This window comes from Massilia sp. CFBP 13721, from assembly GCF_014842025.1.
GTDB lineage: Bacteria > Pseudomonadota > Gammaproteobacteria > Burkholderiales > Burkholderiaceae_D > Telluria.
This window is the reverse complement of record NZ_JACYUY010000016.1, coordinates 34,698-61,535: the sequence shown is the minus strand read 5'-3', so window position 1 is coordinate 61,535 and position 26,838 is coordinate 34,698. Positions and strand designations below refer to the sequence as shown.

Annotated in this window: 23 protein-coding genes; 9 read left to right on the top strand and 14 right to left on the bottom strand. The window is 66.4% G+C overall.

The features are described from left to right. The first annotated feature begins 53 nt into the window (after positions 1-53). On the top strand, positions 54-3,833 hold the full coding sequence (gene metH, locus IFT60_RS15920; RefSeq protein WP_192053236.1) for a methionine synthase: 3,780 nt from the start codon (positions 54-56) through the stop codon (positions 3,831-3,833). 136 nt (positions 3,834-3,969) lie between these two features. Here the strand turns inward: metH and IFT60_RS15915 are convergent, their stop codons facing one another. Together IFT60_RS15915 and IFT60_RS15910 are read right to left on the bottom strand one after the other, a co-directional pair. Continuing rightward, positions 3,970-5,259, bottom strand: coding sequence for an ABC transporter permease (locus tag IFT60_RS15915; RefSeq protein WP_192053234.1), 1,290 nt, complete (start codon positions 5,257-5,259; stop codon positions 3,970-3,972). A gap of 1 nt (position 5,260) precedes the next feature. Continuing rightward, the gene (locus IFT60_RS15910) at positions 5,261-6,199 is read right to left on the bottom strand and encodes an ABC transporter ATP-binding protein (protein ID WP_192053232.1); all 939 of its coding nucleotides are present in this window, start codon (positions 6,197-6,199) and stop codon (positions 5,261-5,263) included. Between the two features lie 105 nt (positions 6,200-6,304). Between IFT60_RS15910 and IFT60_RS15905 the strand changes: the two genes are divergently transcribed. Further along, positions 6,305-6,670, top strand: a complete 366-nt coding sequence (locus IFT60_RS15905; protein WP_192053230.1) for an SPW repeat protein — start codon at positions 6,305-6,307, stop codon at positions 6,668-6,670. A 43-nt stretch (positions 6,671-6,713) separates the two neighbouring features. On the opposite strand, the gene IFT60_RS15900 is transcribed toward IFT60_RS15905, so the two are convergent. The 8 genes from IFT60_RS15900 to rsmB form a co-directional block, all read right to left on the bottom strand. Next, a complete protein-coding gene (locus IFT60_RS15900) occupies positions 6,714-7,988 on the bottom strand; it encodes an EAL and HDOD domain-containing protein (protein WP_192053228.1) in 1,275 nt (424 codons plus the stop codon). A gap of 97 nt (positions 7,989-8,085) precedes the next feature. Next, complete coding sequence (locus IFT60_RS15895) at positions 8,086-8,862, bottom strand: class II glutamine amidotransferase (RefSeq protein WP_192053226.1); 777 nt, start codon at positions 8,860-8,862, stop codon at positions 8,086-8,088. A gap of 198 nt (positions 8,863-9,060) precedes the next feature. Continuing rightward, on the bottom strand, positions 9,061-9,318 hold the full coding sequence (locus IFT60_RS15890) for a BTH_I0359 family protein (RefSeq protein WP_192053224.1): 258 nt from the start codon (positions 9,316-9,318) through the stop codon (positions 9,061-9,063). Positions 9,319-9,414: 96 nt separating this feature from the next. Beyond that, a complete protein-coding gene (locus tag IFT60_RS15885) occupies positions 9,415-9,867 on the bottom strand; it encodes a GTPase (protein WP_197986356.1) in 453 nt (150 codons plus the stop codon). 7 nt (positions 9,868-9,874) lie between these two features. Continuing rightward, the gene (locus IFT60_RS15880; RefSeq protein WP_192053222.1) at positions 9,875-10,597 is read right to left on the bottom strand and encodes a response regulator; all 723 of its coding nucleotides are present in this window, start codon (positions 10,595-10,597) and stop codon (positions 9,875-9,877) included. Positions 10,598-10,669: 72 nt separating this feature from the next. After that, positions 10,670-12,964, bottom strand: coding sequence for a sensor histidine kinase (locus IFT60_RS15875; protein ID WP_192053220.1), 2,295 nt, complete (start codon positions 12,962-12,964; stop codon positions 10,670-10,672). A gap of 3 nt (positions 12,965-12,967) precedes the next feature. Further along, positions 12,968-13,531 (bottom strand): DUF4390 domain-containing protein, encoded by a 564-nt coding sequence (locus IFT60_RS15870; RefSeq protein ID WP_192053218.1) that lies wholly within the window; start codon positions 13,529-13,531, stop codon positions 12,968-12,970. Positions 13,532-13,606: 75 nt separating this feature from the next. After that, positions 13,607-15,163 carry a 16S rRNA (cytosine(967)-C(5))-methyltransferase RsmB gene (gene rsmB, locus IFT60_RS15865; protein WP_192053216.1) on the bottom strand — a complete coding sequence of 519 codons (1,557 nt, stop codon included), beginning with the start codon at positions 15,161-15,163 and terminating at the stop codon, positions 13,607-13,609. A 177-nt stretch (positions 15,164-15,340) separates the two neighbouring features. On the opposite strand from rsmB, the gene argS reads away from it, so the two are divergent. From argS to IFT60_RS15830, 7 genes are read left to right on the top strand one after another with little or no spacing between them, the layout of a single operon-like run. Further along, positions 15,341-17,104 carry an arginine--tRNA ligase gene (gene argS, locus IFT60_RS15860; protein WP_192053214.1) on the top strand — a complete coding sequence of 588 codons (1,764 nt, stop codon included), beginning with the start codon at positions 15,341-15,343 and terminating at the stop codon, positions 17,102-17,104. A gap of 24 nt (positions 17,105-17,128) precedes the next feature. Beyond that, complete coding sequence (locus IFT60_RS15855; protein ID WP_192053212.1) at positions 17,129-17,827, top strand: SPOR domain-containing protein; 699 nt, start codon at positions 17,129-17,131, stop codon at positions 17,825-17,827. A gap of 45 nt (positions 17,828-17,872) precedes the next feature. Continuing rightward, positions 17,873-18,562, top strand: a complete 690-nt coding sequence (locus IFT60_RS15850) for a thiol:disulfide interchange protein DsbA/DsbL (protein WP_192053210.1) — start codon at positions 17,873-17,875, stop codon at positions 18,560-18,562. After that, positions 18,559-19,350, top strand: coding sequence for an SDR family oxidoreductase (locus IFT60_RS15845; protein ID WP_192053208.1), 792 nt, complete (start codon positions 18,559-18,561; stop codon positions 19,348-19,350). The genes IFT60_RS15850 and IFT60_RS15845 overlap by 4 nt, the downstream gene beginning before the upstream one ends. Further along, complete coding sequence (locus tag IFT60_RS15840; protein WP_192053206.1) at positions 19,347-20,114, top strand: biotin--[acetyl-CoA-carboxylase] ligase; 768 nt, start codon at positions 19,347-19,349, stop codon at positions 20,112-20,114. Before IFT60_RS15845 ends, IFT60_RS15840 begins: the two co-directional genes overlap by 4 nt. Then, a complete protein-coding gene (locus tag IFT60_RS15835; protein WP_192053204.1) occupies positions 20,115-20,876 on the top strand; it encodes a type III pantothenate kinase in 762 nt (253 codons plus the stop codon). Then, positions 20,870-21,610, top strand: a complete 741-nt coding sequence (locus IFT60_RS15830; protein ID WP_192053202.1) for an SPOR domain-containing protein — start codon at positions 20,870-20,872, stop codon at positions 21,608-21,610. The genes IFT60_RS15835 and IFT60_RS15830 overlap by 7 nt, the downstream gene beginning before the upstream one ends. A gap of 196 nt (positions 21,611-21,806) precedes the next feature. Here IFT60_RS15830 and IFT60_RS15825 read toward each other — a convergent pair whose 3' ends face one another. From IFT60_RS15825 to mreD, 4 genes are read right to left on the bottom strand one after another with little or no spacing between them, the layout of a single operon-like run. After that, positions 21,807-22,865, bottom strand: coding sequence for a septal ring lytic transglycosylase RlpA family protein (locus IFT60_RS15825; RefSeq protein WP_192053200.1), 1,059 nt, complete (start codon positions 22,863-22,865; stop codon positions 21,807-21,809). 15 nt (positions 22,866-22,880) lie between these two features. Beyond that, complete coding sequence (gene rodA, locus IFT60_RS15820; RefSeq protein ID WP_192053198.1) at positions 22,881-23,996, bottom strand: rod shape-determining protein RodA; 1,116 nt, start codon at positions 23,994-23,996, stop codon at positions 22,881-22,883. A gap of 3 nt (positions 23,997-23,999) precedes the next feature. Then, positions 24,000-26,054, bottom strand: coding sequence for a penicillin-binding protein 2 (gene mrdA, locus IFT60_RS15815; RefSeq protein ID WP_192053196.1), 2,055 nt, complete (start codon positions 26,052-26,054; stop codon positions 24,000-24,002). 29 nt (positions 26,055-26,083) lie between these two features. Next, on the bottom strand, positions 26,084-26,599 hold the full coding sequence (gene mreD, locus IFT60_RS15810) for a rod shape-determining protein MreD (RefSeq protein ID WP_192053194.1): 516 nt from the start codon (positions 26,597-26,599) through the stop codon (positions 26,084-26,086). Positions 26,600-26,838 lie beyond the last annotated feature (239 nt).

The following is a 26,838-nucleotide window of genomic DNA, read 5'->3' as shown; positions in this document are numbered from 1 at the left end:
CAATCGTGTTTGCGTTTCCTTACGCATATTGCACGCCCTCTAGAAAGTAAGCGATGACTGCCCCGACCTCCTCCCCATCCCCGATCGAAACCCAGCTGCGCGCCATCCTGGCGAAGCGCATCATGATCCTGGATGGCGCCATGGGCACCATCATCCAGCAATACAAACTCGATGAAGCCGCCTACCGCGGCGGGCCTGCGGGCCGCTTCGCCGACTTCGCCGCGCCGCCGGAAAGTGGCGCACGCGAACTCTTCGTCAAGGGCAATAACGAACTGCTGACGCTGACCCAGCCGCAGATCATCCAGGAAATCCACGAGCGCTACCTCGCCGCCGGCGCCGACCTGATCGAAACGAATACCTTTGGCGCCACCAGCGTCGCCCAGGACGACTACCACATGGGCCACCTGGCCTACGAGATGAACGTCGAAGCGGCGAAACTGGCGCGTGCCGCCTGCGACAAATACAGCAGCGCCGACAAGCCGCGCTTCGTCGCCGGCGCCCTCGGCCCGACCCCGAAGACCGCGTCGATCTCCCCGGACGTCAACGACCCGGCGGCGCGCAATGTCACCTTCGACCAGCTGGTCACGAGCTACCACGAACAGGTCGCCGGCCTGGTCGAAGGCGGCGTCGACGTGCTGCTGGTCGAGACCATTTTTGACACCCTGAACTGCAAGGCCGCGCTGTTTGCGATCGACCTGTATTTCGACGCGCATCCGGAGCAGGTGCGCAAGCCGATCATGATCTCGGGCACCGTCACCGACGCCTCGGGCCGCATCCTGTCGGGCCAGACCGTGCCCGCCTTCTGGAATTCGGTGCGCCATGCGAAGCCGCTCACCATCGGCCTGAACTGCGCGCTGGGCGCGGCGCTGATGCGTCCCTACGCCGAAGAACTGTCGCAGATCGCCGATACCTTCGTGTGCATCTACCCGAACGCCGGCCTGCCCAACCCGATGAGCGACACCGGCTTCGACGAACTGCCCGCCGACACCTCGGCCCTGCTGCGCGAATTCGCCGACGCCGGTTTCGTCAACATCGCCGGCGGCTGCTGCGGCACCACGCCCGAACACATCGCCGCGATCTCGGAACTGCTGTCAAAAGCCAAGCCGCGCGCGCTGCCCGAAATCCCGACCGCGCTGCGCCTGTCGGGCCTGGAGCCGTTCACGGTCGACGAAACGTCCCTGTTCGTCAACGTCGGCGAGCGCACCAACGTGACGGGTTCGAAAGCATTCGCACGCATGATCCTCAACGAGCAGTTCGACGAAGCGCTGTCGGTCGCGCGCCAGCAGGTCGAGAACGGCGCCCAGGTCATCGACATCAACATGGACGAGGCGATGCTCGACTCGCAGGCGGCGATGACGCGCTTCCTGAACCTGATCGCTTCGGAACCGGACATCTCGCGCGTGCCGATCATGATCGACTCTTCCAAATGGAGCGTGATCGAGGCCGGCCTGAAATGCGTGCAGGGTAAAGCCATCGTCAATTCGATCTCGATGAAGGAAGGCGAGGAAGAGTTCCTGCGCCAGGCGCGCCTGTGCCGCCGCTATGGCGCCGCCGTCATCGTGATGGCCTTCGACGAACAGGGCCAGGCCGACACCTTCGAGCGCAAGACCGAGATTTGCGGGCGCGCGTACAAGGTGCTGACCGAGCAGGTCGGCTTCCCGCCGGAAGACATCATTTTTGATCCGAACATTTTTGCGATCGCCACCGGCATCGAAGAGCACAACAACTACGCGGTCGATTTCATCAACGCCACGCGCTGGATCCGCGACAACCTGCCGCATGCGAAGGTGTCGGGCGGCGTCTCCAACGTCTCCTTCTCCTTCCGCGGCAACGACCCGGCGCGCGAAGCGATCCACACCGTGTTCCTGTACCACGCGATCCAGGCCGGGATGACGATGGGGATCGTCAACGCCGGCATGGTCGGCGTCTACGACGACCTGCCCGCTGAACTGCGTGAGCGCGTCGAGGACGTGGTGCTGAACCGCCGTGACGACGCCACCGAGCGCATGATCGAGATCGCCGGCTCACTCAAAGCGGGCGGCGGCAAGCAGGAACAGAACCTCGAGTGGCGGAATGGCCCCGTTGAAAAACGCCTGGCGCACGCGCTGGTGCACGGCATCACCCAGTGGATCGTCGAAGACACCGAGGAAGCGCGCCAGGCCGTGCTTGCCGCCGAAGGCCGCCCGATCCACGTGATCGAAGGCCCGCTGATGGATGGCATGAACATCGTCGGCGACCTGTTCGGACAAGGCAAGATGTTCCTGCCGCAGGTGGTGAAATCGGCGCGCGTCATGAAGCAGGCCGTGGCCCACCTGATCCCGTTCATCGAGGAAGAAAAGGCGCGCGAAGAACAGCGCACCGGCATCGTCGCCAAGCCGAAGGGCAAGATCGTGATCGCCACCGTGAAAGGCGACGTACACGACATCGGCAAGAACATCGTGTCGGTGGTCCTGCAGTGTAATAACTTCGAAATCGTGAACATGGGCGTGATGGTGCCCTGCTCCGACATCCTGGCCAAGGCCAAGGCGGAGAATGCCGACATCGTCGGCCTGTCGGGCCTGATCACGCCCTCGCTGGAAGAGATGGCCCACGTCGCGCGCGAGATGCAGCGCGACCCCTGGTTCCGCGAGCGCGGCATTCCGCTCCTGATCGGCGGCGCCACCACCAGCCGCGCGCACACGGCGGTGAAAATCGCGCCGCATTACGACGGCCCGGTGGTGTACGTGCCCGACGCCTCGCGTTCGGTCTCGGTCGGCCAGTCGCTGCTGACCGAGGAATCGCGCCACGCCTACATGGCCGAGATCAAGGCCGACTACGAACGCATCCGCGAGCAGCATGCCAACAAGAAGGCGCTGCCGATGCTGACCCTCGAACAAGCGCGCGCCAACAAGGCCAGGCTCGACTTCGCGCCGGTGAAGCCGAAGTTCATCGGGCGCCGTGTGTTCAAGAACGTGGAACTCGGCACGCTGGCACGCTACATCGATTGGGGTCCGTTCTTCCAGACCTGGGATTTGGCCGGTCCCTTCCCCGCCATCCTGACCGACGAGGTCGTGGGCGAAGCGGCCTCGAAGGTGTACGAGGAAGGCCAGGCCATGCTGAAGAAAATCATCGACGGGCGCTGGCTGACGGCGAACGGCGCGATCGCCCTGCTGCCGGCCAACAGCGTGCACGACGACGATATCGAGATCTATACCGATGAAACGCGCGAGAAGGTCGCCTTTACCTGGCACGGCCTGCGCCAGCAGGGCGTGAAACCCGTGGTCGACGGCGTGCAGCGTCCGAACCAGTGCCTGTCCGACTTCATCGCGCCGAAGGAATCGGGCGTGGCCGATTACATCGGCATGTTCGCCGTCACGGCGGGCCTCGGCATCGAAAAGTACGAGCAGCGTTTCGAGGATGCGCATGACGACTATTCGTCGATCATGCTGAAAGCCCTGGCCGACCGCCTGGCCGAAGCATTTGCCGAATACCTGCACGAACGCGTGCGTACCGATTTGTGGGGTTATGCGGCGGGCGAAAACCTGAGCAACCCCGCGTTGATCGCCGAAGAATACGCCGGCATCCGCCCGGCGCCGGGCTACCCGGCCTGCCCCGAGCACACGGTCAAGAAGGAACTGTTCGAGACGCTGCAGGCCGAGGAGATCGGCATGCAGCTGACCGAATCCTACGCCATGTATCCGGGTGCGGCGGTGTCGGGCTTTTATCTTGCCCACCCCGATTCGAAGTATTTCGTGGTCGGCAAGATCGGCGACGATCAGGTGACCGACATGGCGCAGCGCCGCGGGATGGACAAGATTGAGGTCGAACGCCACCTGGCGCCGAACCTTTCGTAAATCGTAGCGTGGACGGCTCCGCCGTCCACGCGTTCAAATCACGTTTGAATGCCCGCTCGGCTGATCTTGTGCTGGTTGAACGCTTGGGCGGGAGACCCGCCCACCCTACGTCCCTCCGACATACGCCGGGGATCAATCATCCTTCCATCTTCCTGAACCGCCACACCGCCAGCGCCGCGAACAGCAGCGCAAACCCCAGCTGCGCGCCCATCGCCGGCAGCACGGCATCGAGGTCCATGCCGCGCCAGGTGATGGCATCGAAGCCCTCCACCGCCCAGCGCGTCGGCATGGCCAGCGAGGCTTGCTGCAGCCAGGCCGGGAACATGAAGGAAGGCACCCAGGCGCCGCCGATCATCACCATCAGCAGCGTGGCGAACATCGCCATCTTGCGCGCCACCTCGGGCGTCTTGCCGAAGGCGGCGACCAGCACGCCGAAGCTGGCCGTGACCAGCGCGAAGCACACGGCGACGCCGGCAAAGCCGGCCAGGCTCGAAATGTGGACCTGGAACACGACGACCGAGAACAGGAAGATCACGCACAGGATGGCAAACGCGATCAGGGCGCTCGATGCGGCGCGCGCCAGCAGCAGGGTCGAGAGCGCGACCGGCGCGGCCAGCAGGCGGCTCCAGACGCCGCTGTTGCGCGCGTGGAGCAGCGCCGTGCCCATCTCGATGCCCATGAAGAGCAGGAACTGCACACCCATGCCGGCAAAGGCGTGCGCGAACGGATTGTAGCCCTGCGGCCCGTCGGCCTTGCCGGCGGCGAGCGCTTCGTCACGGGTGGTGAACGGCGTCGACAGCCCGGCCTTCTGCGGGCCGGCCTGCCCTTCCTTCGGCGGCAACGACTGGTACTTGACCACGCCTTCGAGCATGCCGCGCAGGGCTGCCGTTTCGGCATCCTGCGGCGCCGCCGCCAATGCACGCAGGTTGCGCTCGTTGATCTCGCGTCCGCCGGCGCCGTTGAACATTTCGTTTGAAACCACCTGCATCACCTGCTGCGTCAGCATCCCCTTCACCATGGACAGCACGGCCGGCTGCGAGGGGTCGTAGAGCAGCACGATTTCGGGCTTGTCCGCGGTGCCGAAGAAGGCGTTGCCGGCGGCCTCGCCAAATCCCGCGGGAAGCACGATCGCCGCCTTGCGCTTGCCGCTGCGGACCGCCGCGCGCGCCTCGTCAATGCCCATGCGCGCCACCGCCAGGCTGGGATCGGCCTGCAGGCCGGCCGCGATGTCGCTGGCGGCCTGGCTGGCATCGTTCAGCACCAGCGCGACCTCGATCGCGCTGCCCTGCTTCTCTCCGCCACCACCGAACAGGAAGCCGAAAAAGGAGGCGATGACGATCGGCAGCGCCAGGCTCATGAGCAGCGCGCGGCGGTCGTGCAGGAACAGGATCAGGTCCTTGCGGACCAGGGCAAGAAAGGCGGTCATGTCAGTCGCGCAGGCTGCGCCCGGTAAGGTGGAGGAAGATGTCTTCGAGGCGGGTGCGGGCGGTGGCGAAGCCGAGCGCCGTGCAACCGGAGCGCTCCAGCCAGCCCATCACGGGCATGGCGTCGGCCGCATCGGCAAGACCAATCTCGAGCTTGGCGCCGTCGTGCCGCACCGCGGTCACGCCCGCCAGCGCGCGCAGGCCGTCGAGCAGGGTGAGGTCGGGCATGGCGGCCAGTTCGACCTGCAGCGCGGCCTGCGAAGGCAGGCGCCGCTGCAGCCCGAGCGGGGTGTCGTCGGCCAGTACCTTGCCGCCGTCGATGACGACGATGTGGTCGGCCAGGCGCTCGACTTCTTCCATGTAGTGGCTGGTGTAGACCAGGGCACAGCCGTCGTCGCGCAAGCGTTCGAGGATGTCGAAGATGGCGTTGCGGCTTTGCGGGTCGACGCCGACGGTGGGTTCGTCGAGCACCAGCAGTTCGGGCGCATGCATCAGCGCGGCGCCGATGTTCAGGCGCCGTTTCATTCCGCCCGAGAAGGTGGCGGGCCGGTCGCGCGCACGGTCGCTCAGGTTGACTTGTTCCAGCACGCGCATGGCGCGTTCGCGGCGGGTAGCGCGCGGCACCCCGTACAGGGCGCCGAACAGCATCAGGTTTTCAAAAGCCGGCAAGTCCTCGTAGAGCGCCAGGTCTTGCGGCACCAGGCCGATGCGGCGCTTGGCTTCGTTCGCCCCGGGCCCCACCTCCTGGCCGCGCACGCGCACGCTGCCCGCGTCCGGCGCCAGCAAGCCGCACAGCATGCCGACCGTGGTCGATTTGCCGGCCCCGTTCGGCCCGATCAGGCCGAGCGTCTGCCCGGCCCTTACCTGGAACGAAACGCCGTCGACGGCGCGCCGTGCGCCATACGATTTCGCCAGGTTCGACGCTTCCAACAACACTTCCATGACACCCCCTCAATGTGAAGGTGGCGACTGCGCCACCTGAACCTCGTGACTGCGGTGCTGTCTAAATCATGACGGGGAACTTTTCCCGTATTTCAGGAGCGAGCCATGGCAATGCATCTCTCGACCCGACGCTGGCAGGACCAGGTCATCCTGCTGCTCGCCATCTGGCTGATCGTGTCGCCCTGGGCAATGGCTTACCCGAGCGATTCGCCGCCAGCCATCAACGCCTTCATCGCCGGCGGCATCATGGCGGTGCTGGCCATGTTCGACCTCTACAAGACCTATGCCTGGGCCGTGTTCCTCAACATCATCGTCGGCGCCTGGGTCGTCTTCTCGCCCTGGCTGGTCGACGTCATGCATGACCGCGCCATGAGCGCCAGCATGCTCGTCGTCGGCCTGGCCGCGATCGCCCTCGGCATCTGGGAGCTGCGCACCGATCCCGACCTGCACCAGCAGTGGGCCGGTACCTGAACCACCAGCGCACGGGGCCACGCGCCCCGTGTTCGTTCACACGCTACAAAGCGCTGCGCACGACCTGGCCGCTCCACTCGAAGGCGGCCAGTTCCAGTTCCACCAGGTCGTCGCCGCCCTTGGCCAGTGCGCCCAGGGTCGGCAGCATGGCGTCGCCCTCTTCCATCTGCTCGAACGATTCGGCCAGGCGCAGCAATTCGCCGAAGAAGCCGCTACGGCGCAGCAGCGCGCCCGCTACTTCGTCGCTCACCGGGATCTGCTCGACCAGGTCGGCCATCGGCACGCAGAACAGCGTATCCATCAGCGACATGATACCGACCGTGAAGGCCATGTCGGCCAGGTGGCGCTGGCCCGGGCGCAGGCGCCCGGCGAGCAATTCCATCAGGCGCGCGCGGGTGCTGGCCAGCATCAGCAGCGGGGTCTGGGTGTGGCCACGGTTGCCCGGCTCCGCATACAGCATGATCTGCAGCCAGCGTTGCAGCTGGCGTCGTCCGACCACGATCAGCGCTTGCGCCAGCGAATCGATGCGCTGGCGCAGGCCGGCGGCCGGCGTGTTCACCATGCGCAGCAGGTTGAGCGACAAGGTCACGTCGCGCTTGATCGCGCGTTCGATGGCGCTGTTGTCGGCGTCCGACATCACCAGGTTCATCAGGTCGACGATGGCCAGCTGCGAGGGCGAGAGCTTGCGTCCCGCGATCACCGACGGGCGCGCGAAATAAAAGCCCTGGAAGTAGTCGAAGCCGAGGTCGAGGCAGGTTTTATATTCGGTCTGGTTCTCGACTTTTTCGGCGATCAGGCGTTTACCGGTGCCACGCAGGCGCGGCACCAGCGACAGCATCGTCACCAGCGGCATCGCGCGCAGGTTGACCTTCACGTAGTCGAGCAGCGGCAACAGGCGCCCCAGGCGGCTGCCGTGGGCGCTGGCCTCGGCGGCGAACTTGAAACCGTGGCCGGAGAGCTCGGCCAGGCGCCACAGCACCGGTTCCGTCGCTTCCACCGAGCCCACCAGTTCGAGCACGGTATGCTCGCGCGGCAGGAAGGCGAAAATATCGCTCATCAGCACTTCGGTATCGACGTTCAGGAAGGCGACTGCATCGCCCACCGCGCGCGGCAAGCCGAGCTGGGCCGCATGGGCCAGCACGGCGGCCGTGGCCGCCATGTCCGAATCGATCGCGGCGCTGTTGTCCGCCGTATGCCGGAACAGCAGTTCGTAACCGAACAGGGCCTGGTTACGGTCCAGCATCGGCTGGCGTGCAAGGTAGAAATTACGCAGCTGCAAAGGCTGGGATGCCTGGTCAAGGCTGGCGGTATCGGTCATCGCGGTGGCGTGGTCACGTTCAAGCCACCCACTCTACCCCATTCTCAGCAATTAGTGGATTTGGAGCATCATTTTTGGTTAAAAAGATGCTTCTAGACTACAAACCAATGGTCATCGGAGCACCATCCATGAAGACGAGCATTTCCCCGGGCGCGAAGGTGGTCCAGGTTTCGTCGGTCGTCAGCGGTTCGGTCACGATGATGGCGACCCGGTCCTGCGGCGTGGTGACCTGCGAAAAGTCGACCGACAGATCTTCGTCGGACAGGCGCGCGGTAACAAACGGATGCTGGCGCACGATGTAGCTGAGCTTGGTCGAGCAATGCGCGAACAGGGCCGTGCCGTCGGAGAGCAGCATGTTGAAGGTGCCGTAGGCGGACACCGCGCGCACCAGTTCGCCCAGCGCGGCGCGCAAGGCCGGCAGCTTTGGTGGCGTGTCGCCAAAGCGGCGCCGCAGTTCCTGCAGCAGGAAGCAGAAGGCGTGTTCGCTGTCGGTGGTGCCGACCGGACGGAAGGCGCCGTCGAGATGCGGAGTAAATTCCTTGAGGTCGCCGTTGTGGGCGAAGACCCAGTAGCGGCCCCACAGTTCGCGCACGAAGGGATGGCAATTTTCGAGCGCGATTCTCCCTTGCGTGGCCTTGCGGATATGGGCGATGACGTTGGTCGACTTGATCGGATAGCGCTTGATCAGTTCGGCGATGGGCGAAGCGATCGCGGCCTGGTGGTCGACGAAATGGCGCACGCCGGCGCCTTCGAAGAAGGCAATGCCCCAGCCGTCGTGGTGGGTATCGGTGCGGCCGCCGCGGTGGGCGAAACCGGTAAAGGAAAACACAATGTCAGTGGGGACATTGCAATTCATTGCGAGGAGTTGGCACATGGTGAAGAGCTTACCATGTTGCCGGGGTAGGACGAGGTATGGAGCAGAGCAACTGCGGGAACCACAGCGCAGACCCAGGGCGGACGCGGCGCCGGCTGGTGCGGCGCCTGCATCCCGTTGTGTCCCTGGCCGTCGGTGGGCTGATCCTCCAGCGTATCGGGCAGCTTAGTGCAGCCTTAGTGCTGCCTTAGTGCTGCCTTAGTGCAGCACTACCGGCTGGTTCATCATCGTGTCGTAGGAGCCGAGGAAGTCGTCGATTTCTTCCATGGTGGGCTCGCTGGCAATGAGGTTGTTGACGTCGCGGCGGAACGATTGCGCCAGTTTGCCGCCGATGAACGCTTCGCGGCGGCCGGCTTTGTCGACGATCTCGTAACCGCCGAAGCGCAGGGCTTCGAGGTCGCGATCGACGCCAAATTCGACCACGCTGTACTGTTCGCTGTTGTAGATCATGTTCATGGTGACTCCTTCTCTCAATCAGAGTGATTGCCTGTCGCGCGGCGGCGGGCGACGGGCTTTAACTTAGTGAAGAGGTGGGGCTCGCGCGACCGGATTTCAAGAGTGCAGGTCGGGCGTGAGAGCCAACAGCTGATCGTATGGTGTGCTGCTCAACCATGATCGCAACTGGTCCAGGTGCGTCGTGTCCGCAATCCCGATGAAGAGACGGGCCGGACGCTGGCGCAGCAGACGATTCAATGTAACACGCATCACCAGATTTCCTGCGCAGCACAGGCAACCGGGCGCGATGCGCGAAATCAGGAGATGGTCGGATGCTTCCAGCATGACATTGCCGTCCGGGAGGCCCTCGAGGATGACGGCGGCCCCATCGCTACGGGGCGTAGCGGGGTGCTGCAGGGCCTTGGCAATGGCCGCTTCGCGTGCTGCAACGGAGGGGCCGGTGACGAGCACCGTAGGAATCGGATGACGCGAAGAAGAGCCGGATGTGAAGGGGCCAGCAGGGCCGGCAGGGTCCGCCGGCACAGGGGCCGGCGAATCGCTGCCGCTCATCTGCCCCTCATCCGCCGCGCTTGCCGAGCTTGCCCGGTTCGACGCCGAGCTGCTTCAGTTTGCGGTACAGGTGGGTGCGCTCGAGGCCGGTCTTTTCGGCCACGCGCGTCATGCTGCCGCCTTCGCGGCCGAGATGGTGTTCGAAATACATGCGCTCGAAGGCGTCGCGCGCTTCGCGCAGCGGCAGGTCGAACGAGAGCGTATAGCCTTGCGTTTCGCCATGGCCGATCACGCCCACGCGCGCGCCGTTCAGCGGCGCCGGTACGGGCTGGGCTGCGAACATCGGGTTGCTGACCGGCGGCGCTTCGACCACCGGCGCCGGCATCGGCGGACGCGGCGGCGGCACCGGCGCGCGCGCCACTTCCTGGGCGCGGCTCAGGCCCTGCTGCACGGCTTTCAAGAGCTTTTGCAGGGCGATCGGCTTTTCGAGGAAGTTCAGGGCGCCGATGCGGGTCGCCTCGACGGCGGTATCGATGGTGGCGTGGCCCGACATCATGATGACCGGCATGGTAAGCAAGCCATCGCGCTGCCACTCCTTGAGCAGCGTGACGCCGTCGGTATCGGGCATCCAGATATCGAGCAGGACCAGGTCGGGTGCGCCGGCGGCACGTGCTTCGCGTGCCTGCTGCGCGTTTTCGGCCAGTGTGATTGCGTGGCCTTCGTCTCCCAGGATTTCCGAGAGCAGCTCGCGGATGCCCATTTCATCATCAACTACGAGTATGTTTGCCATCGTTGTCTTCCGTCTCCACCCGCGTTAAACAGTGCGTGCCAGTTGTAATCGAGCCATGATTCTATGCCTCTTTTACACTTCGGCCAAGTTCGCCTCTTGTGCTAACTTTAACAGCAAAATGAATACCGACGCGCCACTTCCGTCCGGACGGTTTTGAACGTCGATGCGGCCACCGTGTTCGTCGATGATCTTCTTCACCATCGGCAAGCCCAGGCCGGTGCCGCGCGCCTTCGACGTCACGTACGGTTCGAACGCGCGCGCCAGGATCTTGGGTGCGAAACCGGGGCCATTGTCGAGGATCGCCAGGCGCACGGCCTCGCCCGCGGTGCCGTCGGCGCCGGTATAGCGGATGATCTCGGTGGCGACGTCGATGCGCGCCGGCTGCACGCCCGGACCGCGGTCGCTCAAGGCGTCCTGGGCGTTCTGCAGCAGGTTGTGGATCACCTGGCGCAGCTGGGTCGGGTCGCCCATCACGCGCGGCAGGTTCGGCGCCAGCGTCGCATGGATGATGTCGGAGGCGTCCTCGGCCAGGTACAAGGTCAGGATTTCTTCGATCAGGCCGTTCAGGTCGAGCGGTTCGAGCACCGCCGGCGGCGTGCGCGCATAGTCGCGGAAGTCGTCGACCATGCGCTTCATGGCGTCGACCTGGTTGACGATGGTGGTCGTGGCGCGCGCCAGCAGCGCCGCATCGAGCGGCTCGAGCTTGCCTTCGAGTTTCATCTGCAGGCGTTCGGCCGACAGCTGGATTGGCGTCAGCGGGTTCTTGATCTCGTGCGCCAGGCGCCGCGCGACTTCGCCCCAGGCCACCGAGCGCTGCGCCGAAATCACGTCGGAGATATCGTCGAACACGACGATGAAGCCGCTACCCACGCCCACCGGCAGGCGCGAGCCGCGCGCCAGCAAGGTGGTGTCGTGGTCCTCTCCCGGATCGCGGCGCGGGATCTCGATCTCCTGCTGCCAGTGGGTGCGCTGGCGCGCGGTACCGGCGGCCGACTGCGCGCTCTGGGTCGAGAACGCGCGCGTGACGGTGGCGGCGAAATTCTCCAGGCCCTCGATCTTTGACAGCGGCCCGTTCAGGTTGCACTGCTCCATCTGCAGGATGCGGCAGGCGGCCTCGTTCGAATTGACCACGGTGCCGTCGGCATCCAGCACCAGCACGCCGGCCGACATGTTGGCCAGCACCGATTCCAGGTGGGCCTTGGCGCTTTGCAGCGCCGCGCGGTTGCGTTCGACGGCGCTGCGCGCTTCGAACAGCTGGCCAGTCATGGCATTGAAGGATTGCGTCAGCGTGCCCAGTTCGTCGGTGGTTTCGACGATCGGGCGCGGCGACAGGTCGCCCTCGGCCACCGCCTGCGTGCCTTCGGCCAGCACTAGCAGCGGCTGGGCCAGGTTCCCGGCGATCAGCACCGCGCTGCCGATGGCGCCGAAGATGGCCAGCAGCAGGGTCAGGATCAGGGTGCCGATGTACATCCGTTTCAGGCCCTCGCGCGCCACCGAGCGCTGCTGGTATTCGCTGAAGGCGGTGCGCAGCACCTCGGCATTCGTGGCCAGGTTGACCGGCACCGTCTGCATCAGCTGCAGGTAGCGCGGCGCCACGCCGGGCGGCTCGGGCACGGCCATCACCACGCGCAGGCGCAGGCCGGTGGCGGCGTCGAGCGCGTTGGAACCGGCGCCGTTGCCGTTGCCGGTATTTTCGCGGAAGTCGAGTTCGATGCCGCCCTCGGCGCGCGCGTAACCGCCGGGCATTGCGGCCTGGCGCACCATCTGCGGATTCGGCAAGTCGCTCGTGAGGTCGGCGCGCCGGTCTTCGCTGGCGCTGGCCACCAGTTTGCCGCCGGCGTCGAGCAGGAGCGCGCTTTGCATGCCGTCGGTGTTCGACACCAGCTGCGACAGCGCCAGCTGGGCGCCGGCGTCGTCCTGGCCGGACAAGGTCGCGGCCACCGTCTGGCTTTTTGCCGACAGTTCGGCCAGCGACTCGTCGAGCGCCGCGTGGCCGAGGTTCAGGCCCGATTGCAGGGCCGCCTCGATCTTGACATCGAACCAGGATTCGATCGAATGCGAGGCGAACTGCACCGACACCATGAAGATGACCAGGCCCGGCAGGATGCCGATGCCGGCGAACAGCAGCACCAATCTCGCCATCAGGCGCGAGCCGAAGCGCCTGGCTTTATAGCGCGAATACAGGCGCCCGAGGGCGACCACGACCAGCACCAGCAGCAGGAACGCGATCGTCACGTTCAGGTTCAGCAGCCAGGTGTAGTAAGGCCCGAGGAAGCCGGAGCTGTCGGAAGCCGAGGCAAGCAGGAACAACAGGATCGAAACGACCGCGCCGCCGACGACCAGCGCGTAGCGAATGGCCTGGTTCACGCCTTACTCCGCACGGTAGGTGAAGGTCTTTCTGTTGGACGCGAGGTTCCAGTCCGAGTTGCTGAGCGCATTGACCTGCAGCGGCTTTTGCAGCAGGTCGCGGTTCATGTACATGCGCAGGGTAACTTCATAGCTTTCGCCGGATTTCAGCGCGCTTTTCGGGGCGATCACCCAGCGCCCCGGGCGCCGGATCTGGAACATCGCCTCATCCAGAGTCTGGAAGGTCTGCTGGACGCTGCCGCCGGTCGAGACGTAGTACTGGCGCAGCAGCACGTCGTAGGAGATGCTGACCGTGCGCTTGGAAGACACGGCGCGGTCGTCGCGCCAGTACCAGCGCGGCCGCGTCAGTTCGATCTCGGTCGTGAAGTAGAGTTTGACGCCATGCTGCAGGGCTTCTTCCAGGTCGCGGTTCAGGTCGAACGAATAATTCGCGCCGAGCCGGTAGCCTTCGTCGCTTGCCTCGATTTTCGCCAGCGTGATGTCGATCCCGTCGGCCGCCTGCGCCGTTGCGCACGCGAAGACCAGCAGCAGCTGGCAGGCGAGGAGGCGGAAAAATCGTGAAGTCACAAGGGGCCGGAACCTAAGTAAATTGAGCGATGATGCGTTGCGCGAATTATGCGGGAACGAAAACTGTGCGGACGTCTACGCTCGCTTCTGGAACAGGGCATAGAACAGGCCGTCATGATCGAGCCCGGCGCCGCTCGAGGGCAGCAGCTGCCCCGGCGCATCAAGGCGGATGGCGTCGTCGTGGCGGGCCGCGAACGCGGCCGCTTGTGCCTCCGATTCCTGGGGCCAGAGCGAACATGTCACAAACAACAATTTACCATCGGCCCGCAGCATCTGCCAAAGATTGTCGAGTATCTCCCCGGAAAGTGTTGTAAGTTGGCGCGTGTCGGTCTTGCGGCGCAGCCAGCGAATGTCCGGATGGCGGCGCACGATGCCCGAGGCGGTACACGGCACGTCGGCCAGAATGCGGTCGTATTGACGGCCGTCCCACCAATCCTGCCCCTGCGCTTCTGCCGCCACCAGGGTGGCTTCGAAGCCGAGCCGGCCGAGGTTGTCGCCCACGCGCGCCAGGCGCTGCGGATCGGCGTCGACCGAGGTCAGTTCCACTTGCGCCACCTCGAGGATGTGGCCGCTCTTGCCGCCGGGCGCGGCGCAGGCGTCGAGCACGCGCAGGCCGTCGTGCAAGTCGAGCAGCGGCGCCGCCAGCTGGGCGCCGGCATCCTGCACCGACACCAGGCCATCGTGAAAGCCGGGGATCTGCGCCACGTTGGTCGCCTGCTTCAGGCGCAGCGCTTGCGGGCCGACCACGTCGGCCGCCATGCCCGCTTCGTCCAGCAGACGCAGGTACTCGTCGAGCGAGGTCTTGCGGGTATTCACGCGCAGCGTCAGCGGCGGCTGGCGGTTGCCGGCCGCGAGGATGGCCTCCCAGTCGCGCGGATAGGCCGCTTTGGTGGCATCGATCCACCACTGCGGATAATTCCATTGCGCCAGCGGCTGCTGCAGCGCCGTCGCCACCAGCGCGTCGCGTTCGCGCAGGAAGCGGCGCAGCACCGCGTTCACCATCGCCTTGGCGTGGGCGAAGTCGGGATGATGTGCCGCCGCCGTGACCGCCTGGTCGACGACCGTGAACGGTTCGTAGGCCGCCTTGTCGCCCTCGGGCGGATCGAGCAGCACCAGTGCGCACTCGATCAGGCCGACCAGCATCGGCACGTCCGGCGCCTTGGTCGTCATCAGGCCGAGCAGGGTTTCGGCGCGCCCGAGTCCGCGCATGGTGCGGTAGGCCAGGTCCTGGATCGCACCGCGTCCCTGCGGCGTAACGCCATACGCGGCGAACACCTGCGCCAGTGCCTGCGGCAGCGCGGTGCCGGCGCGTACCTGGGCCACGGCACTGGCCGCGCCCAGCATGGCCAGCGCCAGCGAGTCGGATGGCAGGTCGGGACGGAAGTCTTGCTGGAACTGGGGTTTGACTTCGTAGGCCGGGCGCGCCGCTGGGGCAGGCCGCGCTGCGGGCCTTCTTTCAGGCGCCGCCGGCTTCGCTTCAGGTTTCTTCACGGGCTTGGGCGCCGGCTGGCCAGCTGTCTGCGGCCGCGCGTACTGGGCGGCCGGATTGCCGGCGGGCCGGGCCGCGGGTTTGGGCGCCTGGGCGCTGGCGGCCTTGGGCTTGATGGAGAGCGTGCGGCGCTTGTCGGTCATGATGGCGGGTCGGTGCGGAGAAAGAGCGCATTGTACCGATTCTGTCTTTGGCCGCGCTTAAACAGGACCCTGACGAGTGGCGGCGCCGTATTCGGCGTTGCAGCAAACCAGTATAATGAACCTCTGATATGCCGTGGCCGCGCCACCGCCTCACCGAACTCATTGACCGATTAAATTATGCTCGCCCAACAAAAACAAGAGATCGTCGCCCTCTTCCAGGCTGCCCTGGCGCCGATCGTCGCCGGTACCGATCTGACGCCCAACGTTGTTTTGGAGCGTCCGCGCGATCCGAGCCACGGCGACGTCGCCTGCAATATCGCCATGCAGCTGGCCAAGCCACTGAAGACCAACCCGCGCGAACTGGCCACGCGCCTGGTCGCGGCCCTGCTGGCCGATCCGAATGCGGCCGACCTGGTCGACGCGGCCGACGTTGCCGGTCCCGGCTTCATCAACCTGCGCGTGGCCGCCGGCGCCAAGCAGTCGGTGGTGCGCACCATCCTGCAACAGGGCGCGGCGTTCGGACGCGGCGAATCCGGCAAGGGCCACCACGCGATCATCGAATTCGTCTCGGCCAACCCGACCGGCCCGCTGCACGTCGGCCACGGCCGCCAGGCGGCGCTGGGCGATGCCTTGTCGTCGCTGTTCGAAGCGCAGGGCCATGAAGTGACGCGCGAGTTTTACTACAACGATGCCGGCGTGCAGATCGCCACGCTGGCCAACTCGGTGCAGGCGCGTGCCCGCGGCTTCAAGCCGGGCGACGAACAGTGGCCCGAGTCGGCCTACAACGGCGACTACATCGCCGACATCGCCGCCGACTTCCTGGCCGGACAAACCGTGTCCGCCAGCGATGGCGAGCCGGCCACCGCCAGCGGCAATGCCGACGACATCGAATCGATCCGCCGCTTCGCCGTCGCTTACCTGCGCAACGAGCAGGACCAGGATTTGCAAGCCTTCGGCGTCAAGTTCGACAATTACTATCTCGAGTCCTCGCTCTACGCCGACGGCAAGGTCGAACAGGCCGTGCAAGCCCTGGTCGATGCCGGCGTCACCTACGAGCAGGATGGCGCGCTGTGGCTGAAAACGACCGACTACGGCGACGACAAGGACCGCGTGATGCGCAAGTCCGACGGCACCTACACCTATTTCGTGCCGGACGTGGCCTACCACATGCAGAAGTTCCGCCGCGGCTTCGACCAGGCCATCAACATCCAGGGCAGCGACCACCACGGCACCATCGCCCGCGTGCGCGCCGGCCTGCAAGCGGTCAACATCGGTATCCCGCAGGGCTACCCCGACTATGTGCTGCACAAGATGGTCACCGTCATGAAGGATGGCGAAGAAGTCAAAATCTCCAAGCGCGCCGGCTCCTACGTGACCGTGCGCGACCTGATCGAGTGGTCGGGCAACGGCGACATCACGCGCGGCCGCGATGCGGTGCGCTTCTTCCTCATCTCGCGCAAGGCCGACACCGAATTCGTGTTCGACGTCGACGTCGCCCTGAAAACCTCGGACGAGAACCCGGTGTATTACGTGCAGTACGCCCACGCGCGCATCTGCTCGGCGCTGGCCAACTGGGGCGGCGACGAAGCGGCGCTGGCAAACGTCGACCTGTCCGCCTTGACCACGCCGCACGAGGCCAGCCTGCTGTCGAAGCTGGCGGCCTATCCGGAAGTGCTGCAGCGCGCCCAGGCCGAACTCGGCCCGCACCAGGTCGCCTTCTACCTGCGCGAACTGGCCGGCGAACTGCACAGCTATTATTTCGCCCACAAGTGGCTGCTCGACGATGACGAGGCGCTCAAGCTGGCACGCCTGGCCCTGGCCACTGCCACGCGCCAGGTGCTACGCAACGGCCTGGCCCTGATCGGCGTCTCGGCGCCGAACAAGATGGAACGCGCACCGGCCGAAGCGCAGGATGCAACACAAGCCGCTCCAGAAGCATAACGACCAGCACAAGCACAAGCGACCATGACCGCATCTCTTCGTCTCCCTTCGCGCCAGCGCGGCAGCACCCTGACCGGCATCATCATCGGCCTGATCATCGGCCTGGGCATCGCCGTCGTGGTCGCGCTGATGATCACCAAGGGCGCGTCGCCCTTCACCGACCGCTCGAACAAGATGGGCCGTCCGGCCGACCTCGAGCCGAGCCTGGCGAACGACCCGAACAAGCCGATGTACGGCAACCGCGACGCCGCGCGCGAAGCGGCGAAACAGCTGGCCGAGCGCGAAGCGAAGAAGGCGGCGGCTGCCGCTGCCCCGCCGCCACCGGCGCCGGCTGCCGCGACCGAGTCCGATCCGCTCGGCCAGGCGATCGCCGGCATGACTGCCGCCAGCGAGCCGAAACCGGCAGCACCTGCCGCACCGGCACCGGCGGCAGCGCCCGCTGGCGCACCGGCCGCCCCCGCGGCGCCGGCGGCCGGCGGCGACGACAAGTACATCTATTACCTGCAGGCGGGCGCCTTCCGCGAAATGTCGGACGCCGAAAACACCCGCGCCAAGCTGGCCCTGCTCGGCTTTGAAGCGGCGATCACCGACCGCGCCAGCGACAGCGGTACCCTGCACCGCGTACGCTTGGGCCCGTTCAACCAGGTGGAAGCCGTGAACAAGGCGCGCGCGAAACTGCTCGACAGCGGGATCGACGTCGCCATCGTCCGCAATCAGAAGTAATTCCGAAATAACCCCGAAGTTAACCTTCAACCACAAGGAAACTCGATGCAACTGCTTCGCCGTGCAATCTGTGCCGCTGCCCTGCTGACCCTGGGCGGCCTCGTGTCCGCCGCTCCCTTCGCTCCGAAAGAAGGCGTGCACTACAAGGTGCTGCCGCAAAAGATGGACACCCCGGCCGGCAAGCAGGTCGAAGTCATCGAGTTCTTTGCTTACTCCTGCCCGCACTGCAACGTATTCGAGCCGGTGCTGGCTGCATGGGTGAAAAAACAGGGCGACAACATCGCCTTCAGGCGCGTCCACGTGGCCGCCGGCCAGCGCGCGCTGCCGCAACTGCGCCTGTTCGCCACGCTCGAAGCGCTCGGCCTGACCGAGCAGTACCACGGCAAGGTGTTCGCCGCCATGCACCAGCAGGGCGTGCGCTTCGCCGACGACGACGAGGTAGTCGACTGGGCCGCCAAGGCCGGCATCGACCGGGCCCGCTTTACGGACGCCTACCGCTCGATGGGTGTGCAATCGCGCGTGCGCCGCGCCGCCGCCATGATGAACGACTACAAGGTCGATCACTGGCCATTCGTCGCCGTCGACGGTCGCTTCGTCACTTCGCCATCGATGGCGAACCCGGACGAATCGCATAACCATGGCGCGCAGTCCGAACTGGAACAGCAGCAGGTCGCCCTGCAGGTGATGGACGCACTGGTGGAGAAAGCCAAAGCGGCCAAAGCGGACAAGAAATGACCGCGGCCGCTGGAGCCGACCGGGTCTTCATCACCGGCGCCTCGAGCGGCATCGGCGCGGCGCTGGCGCGTGAGTACGCGGCGCGCGGCGCCATCCTCGGCCTGGTCGCGCGGCGCGGCGAGGTGCTCGCCGCGCTGGCCGCGTCCCTGCCCCACCCCGAACGTCACCGCAGCTATGCGCTCGACGTATGCGACCATGCGGCGCTGGCGGCGGCGGCGCGCGATTTCCTGAATACCGCCGGCGGCGCCGACATCGTCATCGCCTGTGCCGGCATCTCGCACGGCACCCTCACCGAGCGCCCTGAAGACCTGGCCGTGTTCGAGTCCGTCTTTGCCACCAACGTGGGCGCCACCGTCGCCACCTTCGCGCCCTTCATCGCGCCGATGAAGGCGCAAACGGGCAGGCGCCGCCTGGTGGCGATCGGCAGCATCGCCGGCGTGCGCGGCATGCGCGGCGCCGGCGCCTACTGCGCCTCCAAGGCCGCGGTGCACACCTACTGCGAATCGCTGCGCCTCGAACTGCAATCCGCCGGCATTCGCGTCGTGACCATCGCGCCCGGCTATATCGATACTCCCATGACCCGCAACAACCCTTTTCCGATGCCCTTCCTGATGCCGGCCGAACGCTTCGCCGCCAGCGCGGTGCGCGCGATCGCGCGCGGCGCCAGCTACCGCGTGCTGCCCTGGCAAATGGGCGTCGCTGCCAAGCTGCTGCGCGCCTTGCCGAACTTTGTGTTCGACTTGCTGTTCGCGAAGGCGCCAATGAAACCGCGCAAGGAGGCCGCATGAACGGCGCCGCGATCGTCGCGCTGTCGGGCGCCGGCGTTGACGTCGAAGTGGTCGAGGAAACCGGCTCGACCAACGCCGACCTGCTGGCGCGCGCCGCCACCTTGCACGCGCCGCTGCTGCTGGTCGCGCGCAACCAGACCGCCGGGCGCGGTCGCGCGGGCCGCAGCTGGCTGTCGTCGAGCGAAGGGTCGCTTACCTTTTCGCTGGCCTGGCGTTTCGCAGGCGGCCTGCCGCGCCTCACCGGATTGCCTCTGGCGGTCGGCGTCGCCCTCGCCGAAACGCTCGACGGCCTCGGCGTGCAGGTGCGCCTGAAGTGGCCGAACGACGTGCTGCGCGACGGCGACAAGCTGGCCGGCATCCTGATCGAAACGCAGGCGGCACAGCAGGGCGGCGTCTGGGCCGTGATCGGCATCGGCCTGAACCTGGTCATGCCGGATGAACTCGAAGCGCAGATCGGGCGCAGCGTGGCCTCGCTGCCCTGGCTGGCGCGGATGGACCGCAATGCCCTGCTGGCCGCGCTGCTGGACGGCCTGGCAGGCGCCTTGCGCGAATTCGAGCGCGCCGGCTTTGCCGCCTTCGCCGCGCGCTGGAACCTGCGCCACGCCTGGCAGGGCGAATTGGTAACCGTCCTCGACGGCGGCACCGTGCTGCATGAGGGCAGCGCCGCCGGCGTCGACGACGCCGGCCGCCTGCTGCTCGACACAAGCGCCGGCCGCATCGCGGTGCTGGCCGGCGACGTGTCGCTGCGCGTGAAAGGCCACTAAATGCTGCTGCTGATCGATGCCGGCAATACGCGCGTGAAATGGGCATTGGCGGCGCCGGGCGCGGCCGCCGGTGCGTGGCTTGCATGTGGCGCCGCCCTGCACGCCGACCTCGACGCCGCGGCCGCTGCCTGGCACGGCCAGGGCGTCACGCACGCACTGGTTTCGAACGTGGCCGGCGCCGCCCTGCGCGAGCGCCTGGGCGCCCTGCTCGCCCCGATCGATACCGAATGGTTTGCCTCCAGCGCGCAGCGCGCGGGACTGGTCAACGGCTACCGCGAGCCGGAACGCCTGGGCTGCGACCGCTTCGCCGCCGCCATCGGCGCGCGCGCGCTGGCGCCCGGCCAGGCGCTGGTGGTCGCCACGGCCGGCACCGCGACCACGGTCGATGCGGTGTCGAACGATGGCCGCTTCATCGGCGGCATGATCCTGCCCGGCCTGGCCTTGATGGCCGGCGCGCTGGCGCAGAACACGGCGCAGTTGCCGCAGGCGACGCCTGGCGCCGCGCCACCGCCGCAGTTCGCCGACAATACGAACGACGCCATCGTCTCCGGCTGCCTGTCGGCCCAGGCCGGGGCGATCGAGCGCGCGGTGGCGCAGCACGGTAAAACCCACAGTGGCGCGCTGTGCATCCTATCGGGCGGCGCCGCGCCATATATCGCGCCGGCGCTCACCTGTGCGCACCGCCTGGTCGATAATATCGTGCTGGTCGGGCTGCACGCGGTGGCCCTGGCCGAAACGCCAATGGGGGACAGCACTTGTTGAGATTCGTATTCTGGGCTTTGTTGTGCGCGAACGCGCTCGTGTTCGCGTACGGACGCGGCTTCCTGGGTAGCCCGGACGGCGACGTGCGCGAGCCGGCGCGCCTGCGCAACCAGCTCGCCGCCGACAGGCTCGTGCTGCTGAGCGGCGCCGAGGCGCAGGCGATCGCGGATGCTGCGGCGGCTGCCGACACTGCGGCAACCACCGAGGCCGCTGCGGAAACCGTGGCGGCGGCTGAAGTACCGGCCGCGCCCGAACCGGCGCCCTCCCCCGCCGTACCCTGTGTCGAGACCGACGCCTTTACCGCTTTCGAAGCGCGCCGCTTCGAGACGCGCCTGGCCGCCCTCGACCTGGGCGCCCGCCAGACCCGCCTGACGGTGCCGTTCCAGGAAGTGAGCAGCTACATGGTCTACCTGCCGCCGCAAGGCGGCAAGGAAGGCGCGGACCGCCGCACGGCGGACCTGCGCGAGCGCGGCGTGACCAATTCCTTCGTGATGCAGGGCGACTCGCCGATGCGCTGGGCGATTTCGCTGGGCGTGTTCAAGTCCGAGGCGGCCGCGCGCAGCGAGCAGGCGCGCCTGGCGAAACAGGGCGTCGCCAACGTGCGCATCCTGCCGCGCGGACCGCAGTCGCAACGCTTCGCGTACCGGTTCCGAAACATCGATACGGAGATTCGCAGCCGGATCGTCGACGCCGGGCGCGGGATGGCCGCGGCTGTCCTGCATATTTGCCGCTGAGTTATCCTGGGTGGGCACTTGTGCCCACGCGGTACGGCGGCTGGTCGGAGTTTGCCATCGATCTCGCAAACAACGGCGATTCATCGTGTGCGTTTAGATGTAAAGCCGCGGGATATCCACTTGTGAACCGCGTGGGCTCGAGAGCGGTTCGCCGACCGGCCCACCCTACGGTACTCGACGACCGGCAATCCTCTTTTTAGCGTTTGACCACAATCGGCTTCAACCCCAACGCCGGCGGCAGCTCCCGCGCTGCCTGCTGCGCTTCCGCGCGCGAGCCGAACGGGCCGCCGTACAGGCGGTGCACGCTGCCCGCCGGCGCGACTTCCAGGTTGCCGATGGCGACGCCGGCGTCGGCCAGCTGGCGGCTCATTTCCTGCGCCTTGTCGGCGCGGCTGTAGGCGCCCAGCTGCAAATAGAAGCCGGCCACTGCGGTGGACGTTGCCAGCCCCTGGTTCGCGGGCAGCGACTGCACCGCGGCAGCGCTGTCGGACTGCACGCGGTCTTCCAGCATCAGCGCGGCGATGTCCGGCGGGGCCGGCGTGACGTTCAGCGCCTGCGTCCCTGCCTTGGGCGCCGTGGGCGTCAGCGCCTGCGCCAGCGAGGTCGCGGCGCGGCGCAGCGTGGCCAGGCGGCTCGGGTCTTCCGGGAACAGGCGTTCGAGTTCGACTTCGTGGCTGCCCTTGCCCAGCAGGCCGAGCTTCAGCGCCGCCGTGTACGAGACGTCGACGATGCGGCTGGCGTGGAACGGGCCGCGGTCGTTGATGCGCACCACCACCGACTTGCCGGTAGCGACGCTGGTGATGCGGACATAGGACGGGATCGGCAGCGTCGGATGCGCCGCCGTCATCTTGTACATGTCGTAGGGCTCGCCCGACGAGGTGCGCTGGCCGTGGAACTTGACGCCATACCAGCTGGCCACGCCGCGTTGGTTGAACGGTTCTTCGTGCAGGATCGGGTTGTAGGTCTGGCCGAAGACGGAATACGGGCGGTTTGCCCATTTGGCATACGGCTCGGGACGCACGATGGCGTCGGGCACCAGTTCCAGGCCTGGTGGGATGTTGAGGCCCGGGCCGTCGTCCTTGTAATAGCCGCCGCGGCCGGAGCCGGCGGCCGGCAGCGCCACGTCGCCATGCTTGGCGGTGATTTTATGGTTCCAGGGCAGCGGAGCCAGCTTTTTGTGTTCGCCGGTCGATCCGCATCCGGTCAACAATGCCGCGAAGGCAATGACCGCTGGGAGTAGTCTCGGAGCGGTCATCGCATCCTCCTCCTATCAGGTCTGCACCAGTTTCCGGTGCCGTTGTATGCTCATCAATATACCAGCGCCGAGGCCCAGCGTGATGAACGCGGTACCGCCGTAGCTCATGAAAGGAAGCGGAACTCCCACCACGGGCAGGATCCCGCTCACCATGCCCATGTTGACAAAGGCATACGTAAAGAAAATCATCGTGATCGCGCCGGCCAGCAGACGCGAAAACATGTTCGGGGCATTCGCGGCAATCATCGCGCCGCGTCCGATCAGCAGCAGGTAGATTACCAAAAGAAATAGGTTTCCGACTAGCCCAAATTCTTCCGAGTACACGGAGAACACGAAGTCGGTCGTCTGTTCCGGCACGAATTCGAGCTGCACCTGGGTTCCCTGGTGGTATCCCTTGCCGCTCACGCCGCCGGAACCGATGGCGATCACGGACTGGATGATGTGGAAACCTTTACCCAGCGGATCGGAGGTCGGGTCGATCAGCGTCATGATGCGTTCGCGCTGGTAATCGTGCAGCATCGACCAGGCAACCGGCATGCCGGCCGCGGCCGCGATCGCCAGTCCGATCAGCACTTTCCACGACAGGCCGGCCAGGAAAATGACGTAGAAGCCGGAAGCGCCGACCAGCAGCGCGGTACCGAGGTCGGGCTGCTTGGCGATCAGGGCGAACGGAATCAGCAGCAGGACGCCCGCTACCAGGAAGGATTTCCACTCCCCCACCTTGGCGCGCTGCTGGAAGTACCAGGCGATCATCAGCGGCGTGGCGATCTTCATGATCTCGGACGGCTGGATGTCGACGCCGACGTGCAGCCAGCGGCGTGCGCCCTTCTTGATGATGCCGAACATGGCCACCGCGATCAGCAGGGTGACGCCGAAGGTATAGATCGGCACCGCCAGGCGCATCAGGGTCTGCGGCGGGATCAAGGAGGCGACCCACATGATGCCGAAGGCGAGGATGAAGTTGCGCATCTGCGCCTCGAGCCGGCCGGGGAACTCGGTACCGGCCGACGACATGGTGATGACGCTGGTGGTGGCGAGCATGAACAGGATCATCGCCAGCGGCCAGTCGAAGACGGTGAAATACGGCTTGAGCCGGCGGCTGAGGGACCGCCGCTCCGGATAATAGGCCATGCGTTATTCCTTGGTGGTGGCCGGCGCCAGCAGGGCCGCGGGTGCAGGGGATGCAACGGCGGCTGCGCGCGGCGTTGGTGTAGTGGCGGCGGCGGGGACGGTTGCGGCGTTCGCAGGCGCAGGCGAGAGCGCCGCTTTGGCCGGCGCCGCCGCGACCACGGTCTTCTTGCCGGCCGGGCCATCGGCCGGCTTGGGTGGCGTGGGCCGCTTGCCCAGCAGGTAATAGTCGAGCGCCTTGCGCGCGATCGGGGCGGCCGAGGCCGCGCCGAAGCCGGCGTTCTCGACCACGAGCGCGATCGCGATGGTCGGCGTGTCGGCCGGCGCGAACGCGGTGTAGAGCGCATTGTCGCGGTGCCGTTCGTCGATCGCATGCGCGTTGTACTTCTGCCCTTTCAGGCCGATCACCTGCGCCGTGCCGGTCTTGCCGCCGGAAATATAGCCGGCATTGGCAAAGGCGCGGCGGCCGGTGCCGTAGGCTTCCTGGGTCACGCCCACCATCGCGCTCTTGATGAAGTCGACGTTGGCCTGCTTGAGCGGGATGCGGCGGCTTTCCTTCGGCACCGTCAGCGTGCGCTGGCGCGTGGCGCCATCCTCGATCAGCTTGACCAGGTGCGGCTTCATGACCACACCGTTGTTCGCCAGGTTGGCCACCGCGTGCGCCAGCTGGATCATCGTGTAGTTGTTGAAGCCCTGGCCGATCGAGACCGAGATGGTGTCGCCGCCGACCCACTTCTGGGCCGCGCGGTTGCGCTTGAAACGGTTCGCCTTCCATTCCTTCGACGGCAGCACGCCGATCTTTTCGTGTTCCAGGTCGATCCCGGTCGGCACGCCGAAGCCGAACGGGCGCATGAAATCGGAGAGGCGGTCGATCCCCATCTCGTTGCCGAGCTGGTAGTAATAGGTGTCGCAGGATTCGGCGATCGAGCGGTACATGTCGACGTAGCCGTGGCCGCCCGGCTTGTCGTCGTTGAAGCGGTGCCCGCCGAGCATGAAGAAGCCGGCGTCGCGGATCGCATCCGACGGCTTGCGCAAGCCCAGTTCGAGCGCCGCCAGCGACATGAACGGTTTGAAGGTCGAGCCGGGCGGATAGGTGCCCGACAGCGGCCGGTTCATCAGCGGCTTGTCCAGCGAGGTATTCAGTTCGTTCCAGCTTTGCGTATCGATGCCGTCGACGAACAGGTTCGGATCGAAGCCCGGGCGCGACACGTAAGCGAGCACGTCGCCGGTGGCCGGCTCGATCGCGACCAGGGCGCCGCGCTGGTCGCCGAAGGCTTCCTCGACCACCTTCTGCAGTTCGATGTCGATCGACAGGATCAGGTTGCTGCCCGGGACCGGCGCACGGCGCGACAGCGTGCGGATCGCGCGCCCGCCCGCCGAACGCTCGACCTGCTCGTAGCCGGTGGTGCCGTGCAGGTAGCGCTCGTACTTCTTTTCCAGCCCTTCCTTGCCGATGTGGTCGGTGCCGTTGTAGTTGGCGGCGTCGTCGCTCTCGGCCAGCGCCTCCGATTCGCGCTGGTTGATGCGGCCGATGTAGCCGACCACGTGCGAGGCGACTTCACCCAGCGGATACTGGCGGAACAGGCGCGCCTGTACTTCCACGCCCGGGAAGCGGAAGCGCTGCGCGGTGAAGCGCGCGACTTCGTCGTCGGTCAGGCGGGTGCGCAGCGGCACGCTGGCGAAGCTGCGCGATTCTTCCATCAGGCGCTTGAAGCGCTTGCGGTCCTTCGGTTCGATGCTCACCAGCTTGGCCAGCTCGTCGATCACCGAATCCATGCTGGCCTGCAGTTTCGAGGGCGTGATCTCGAGCGTATAGGCCGAGTAGTTACGCGCCAGGACGACGCCGTTGCGGTCGACGATCAGGCCGCGATTCGGCACGATCGGCACCAGCGCGATGCGGTTGTCCTCGGCTTGCGCATGGTACTTGTCGTGCTGGATGACCTGCAGCCAGACGAAGCGCGCCACCAGGATGCCGAAGCAGACGAACACCATCCCCAGCAGCACCGTCAGGCGCAGGCGGAAGTGGTGGATCTCGCGGTCGCTATCTTTGATTTCTGTCATTTAAGCACTGCGCTCGATGGCCAGGGCCATCAGATCGGGCGGGTATGGTCGAGGTCGACCGCGCGGCGCTGCGGCGCCAGCAGCAGCCAGGTGATCACCGGCCACAGGATGACGGCGACCGCGCTTTCGATGAAATGCGACCAGCCGGTAAAGCGTCCGGTCGCGAAGAAATGCACCAACGCCTGGATCGCCTGCGCCAGCAGCAGCAGCGGAAACACGTGCATGGCCTGGGTCAGTACCGGGAACCACAGCACGCGGCGGTGGATCATCGTCGCGACGTACGACAGCAGCGTATAGGCCAGCGCGTTCTCGCCCAGCAGCGTGGCATCGTGCACGTCCATCAAGAGGCCCATGCCGAAGGCGACACCGATGCCGACTTTCCTCGGCTGGTGGATGCCCCAGAAGACCAGCACCAGTGCCACGAAGTCGGGCGCGCCGATCCACTGGCCCCAGGGCAGCAGGTTGAGCATGAAGGCGCAGGTCAGGCTGAACGCGATGAACAGCGGACTGACCGGCAGCAGGATGTAATTCGGACGTGCGGACATCAGGCGCCCTCCTTTCGGTCTGCCGGCGCAGCCGGCACGGTAACGGCGGCCGTGGGCGGCGTGGCCGGGCGCGCGCTGCGTGCCGCGGGCGATGGCGTTCCGGATGCGGCCGGCGCATTGGTGGCCGGCGGGTTCGTGGCGGGCGCGGCTGGTGAATTCCCGGCCGGCGGGTTCGGCGCCGGCTGCGCGCCGGCGCCAGTGCCTGCAGGCGTGTTGGCGCCCGGCTGCGTCGGCAAGCC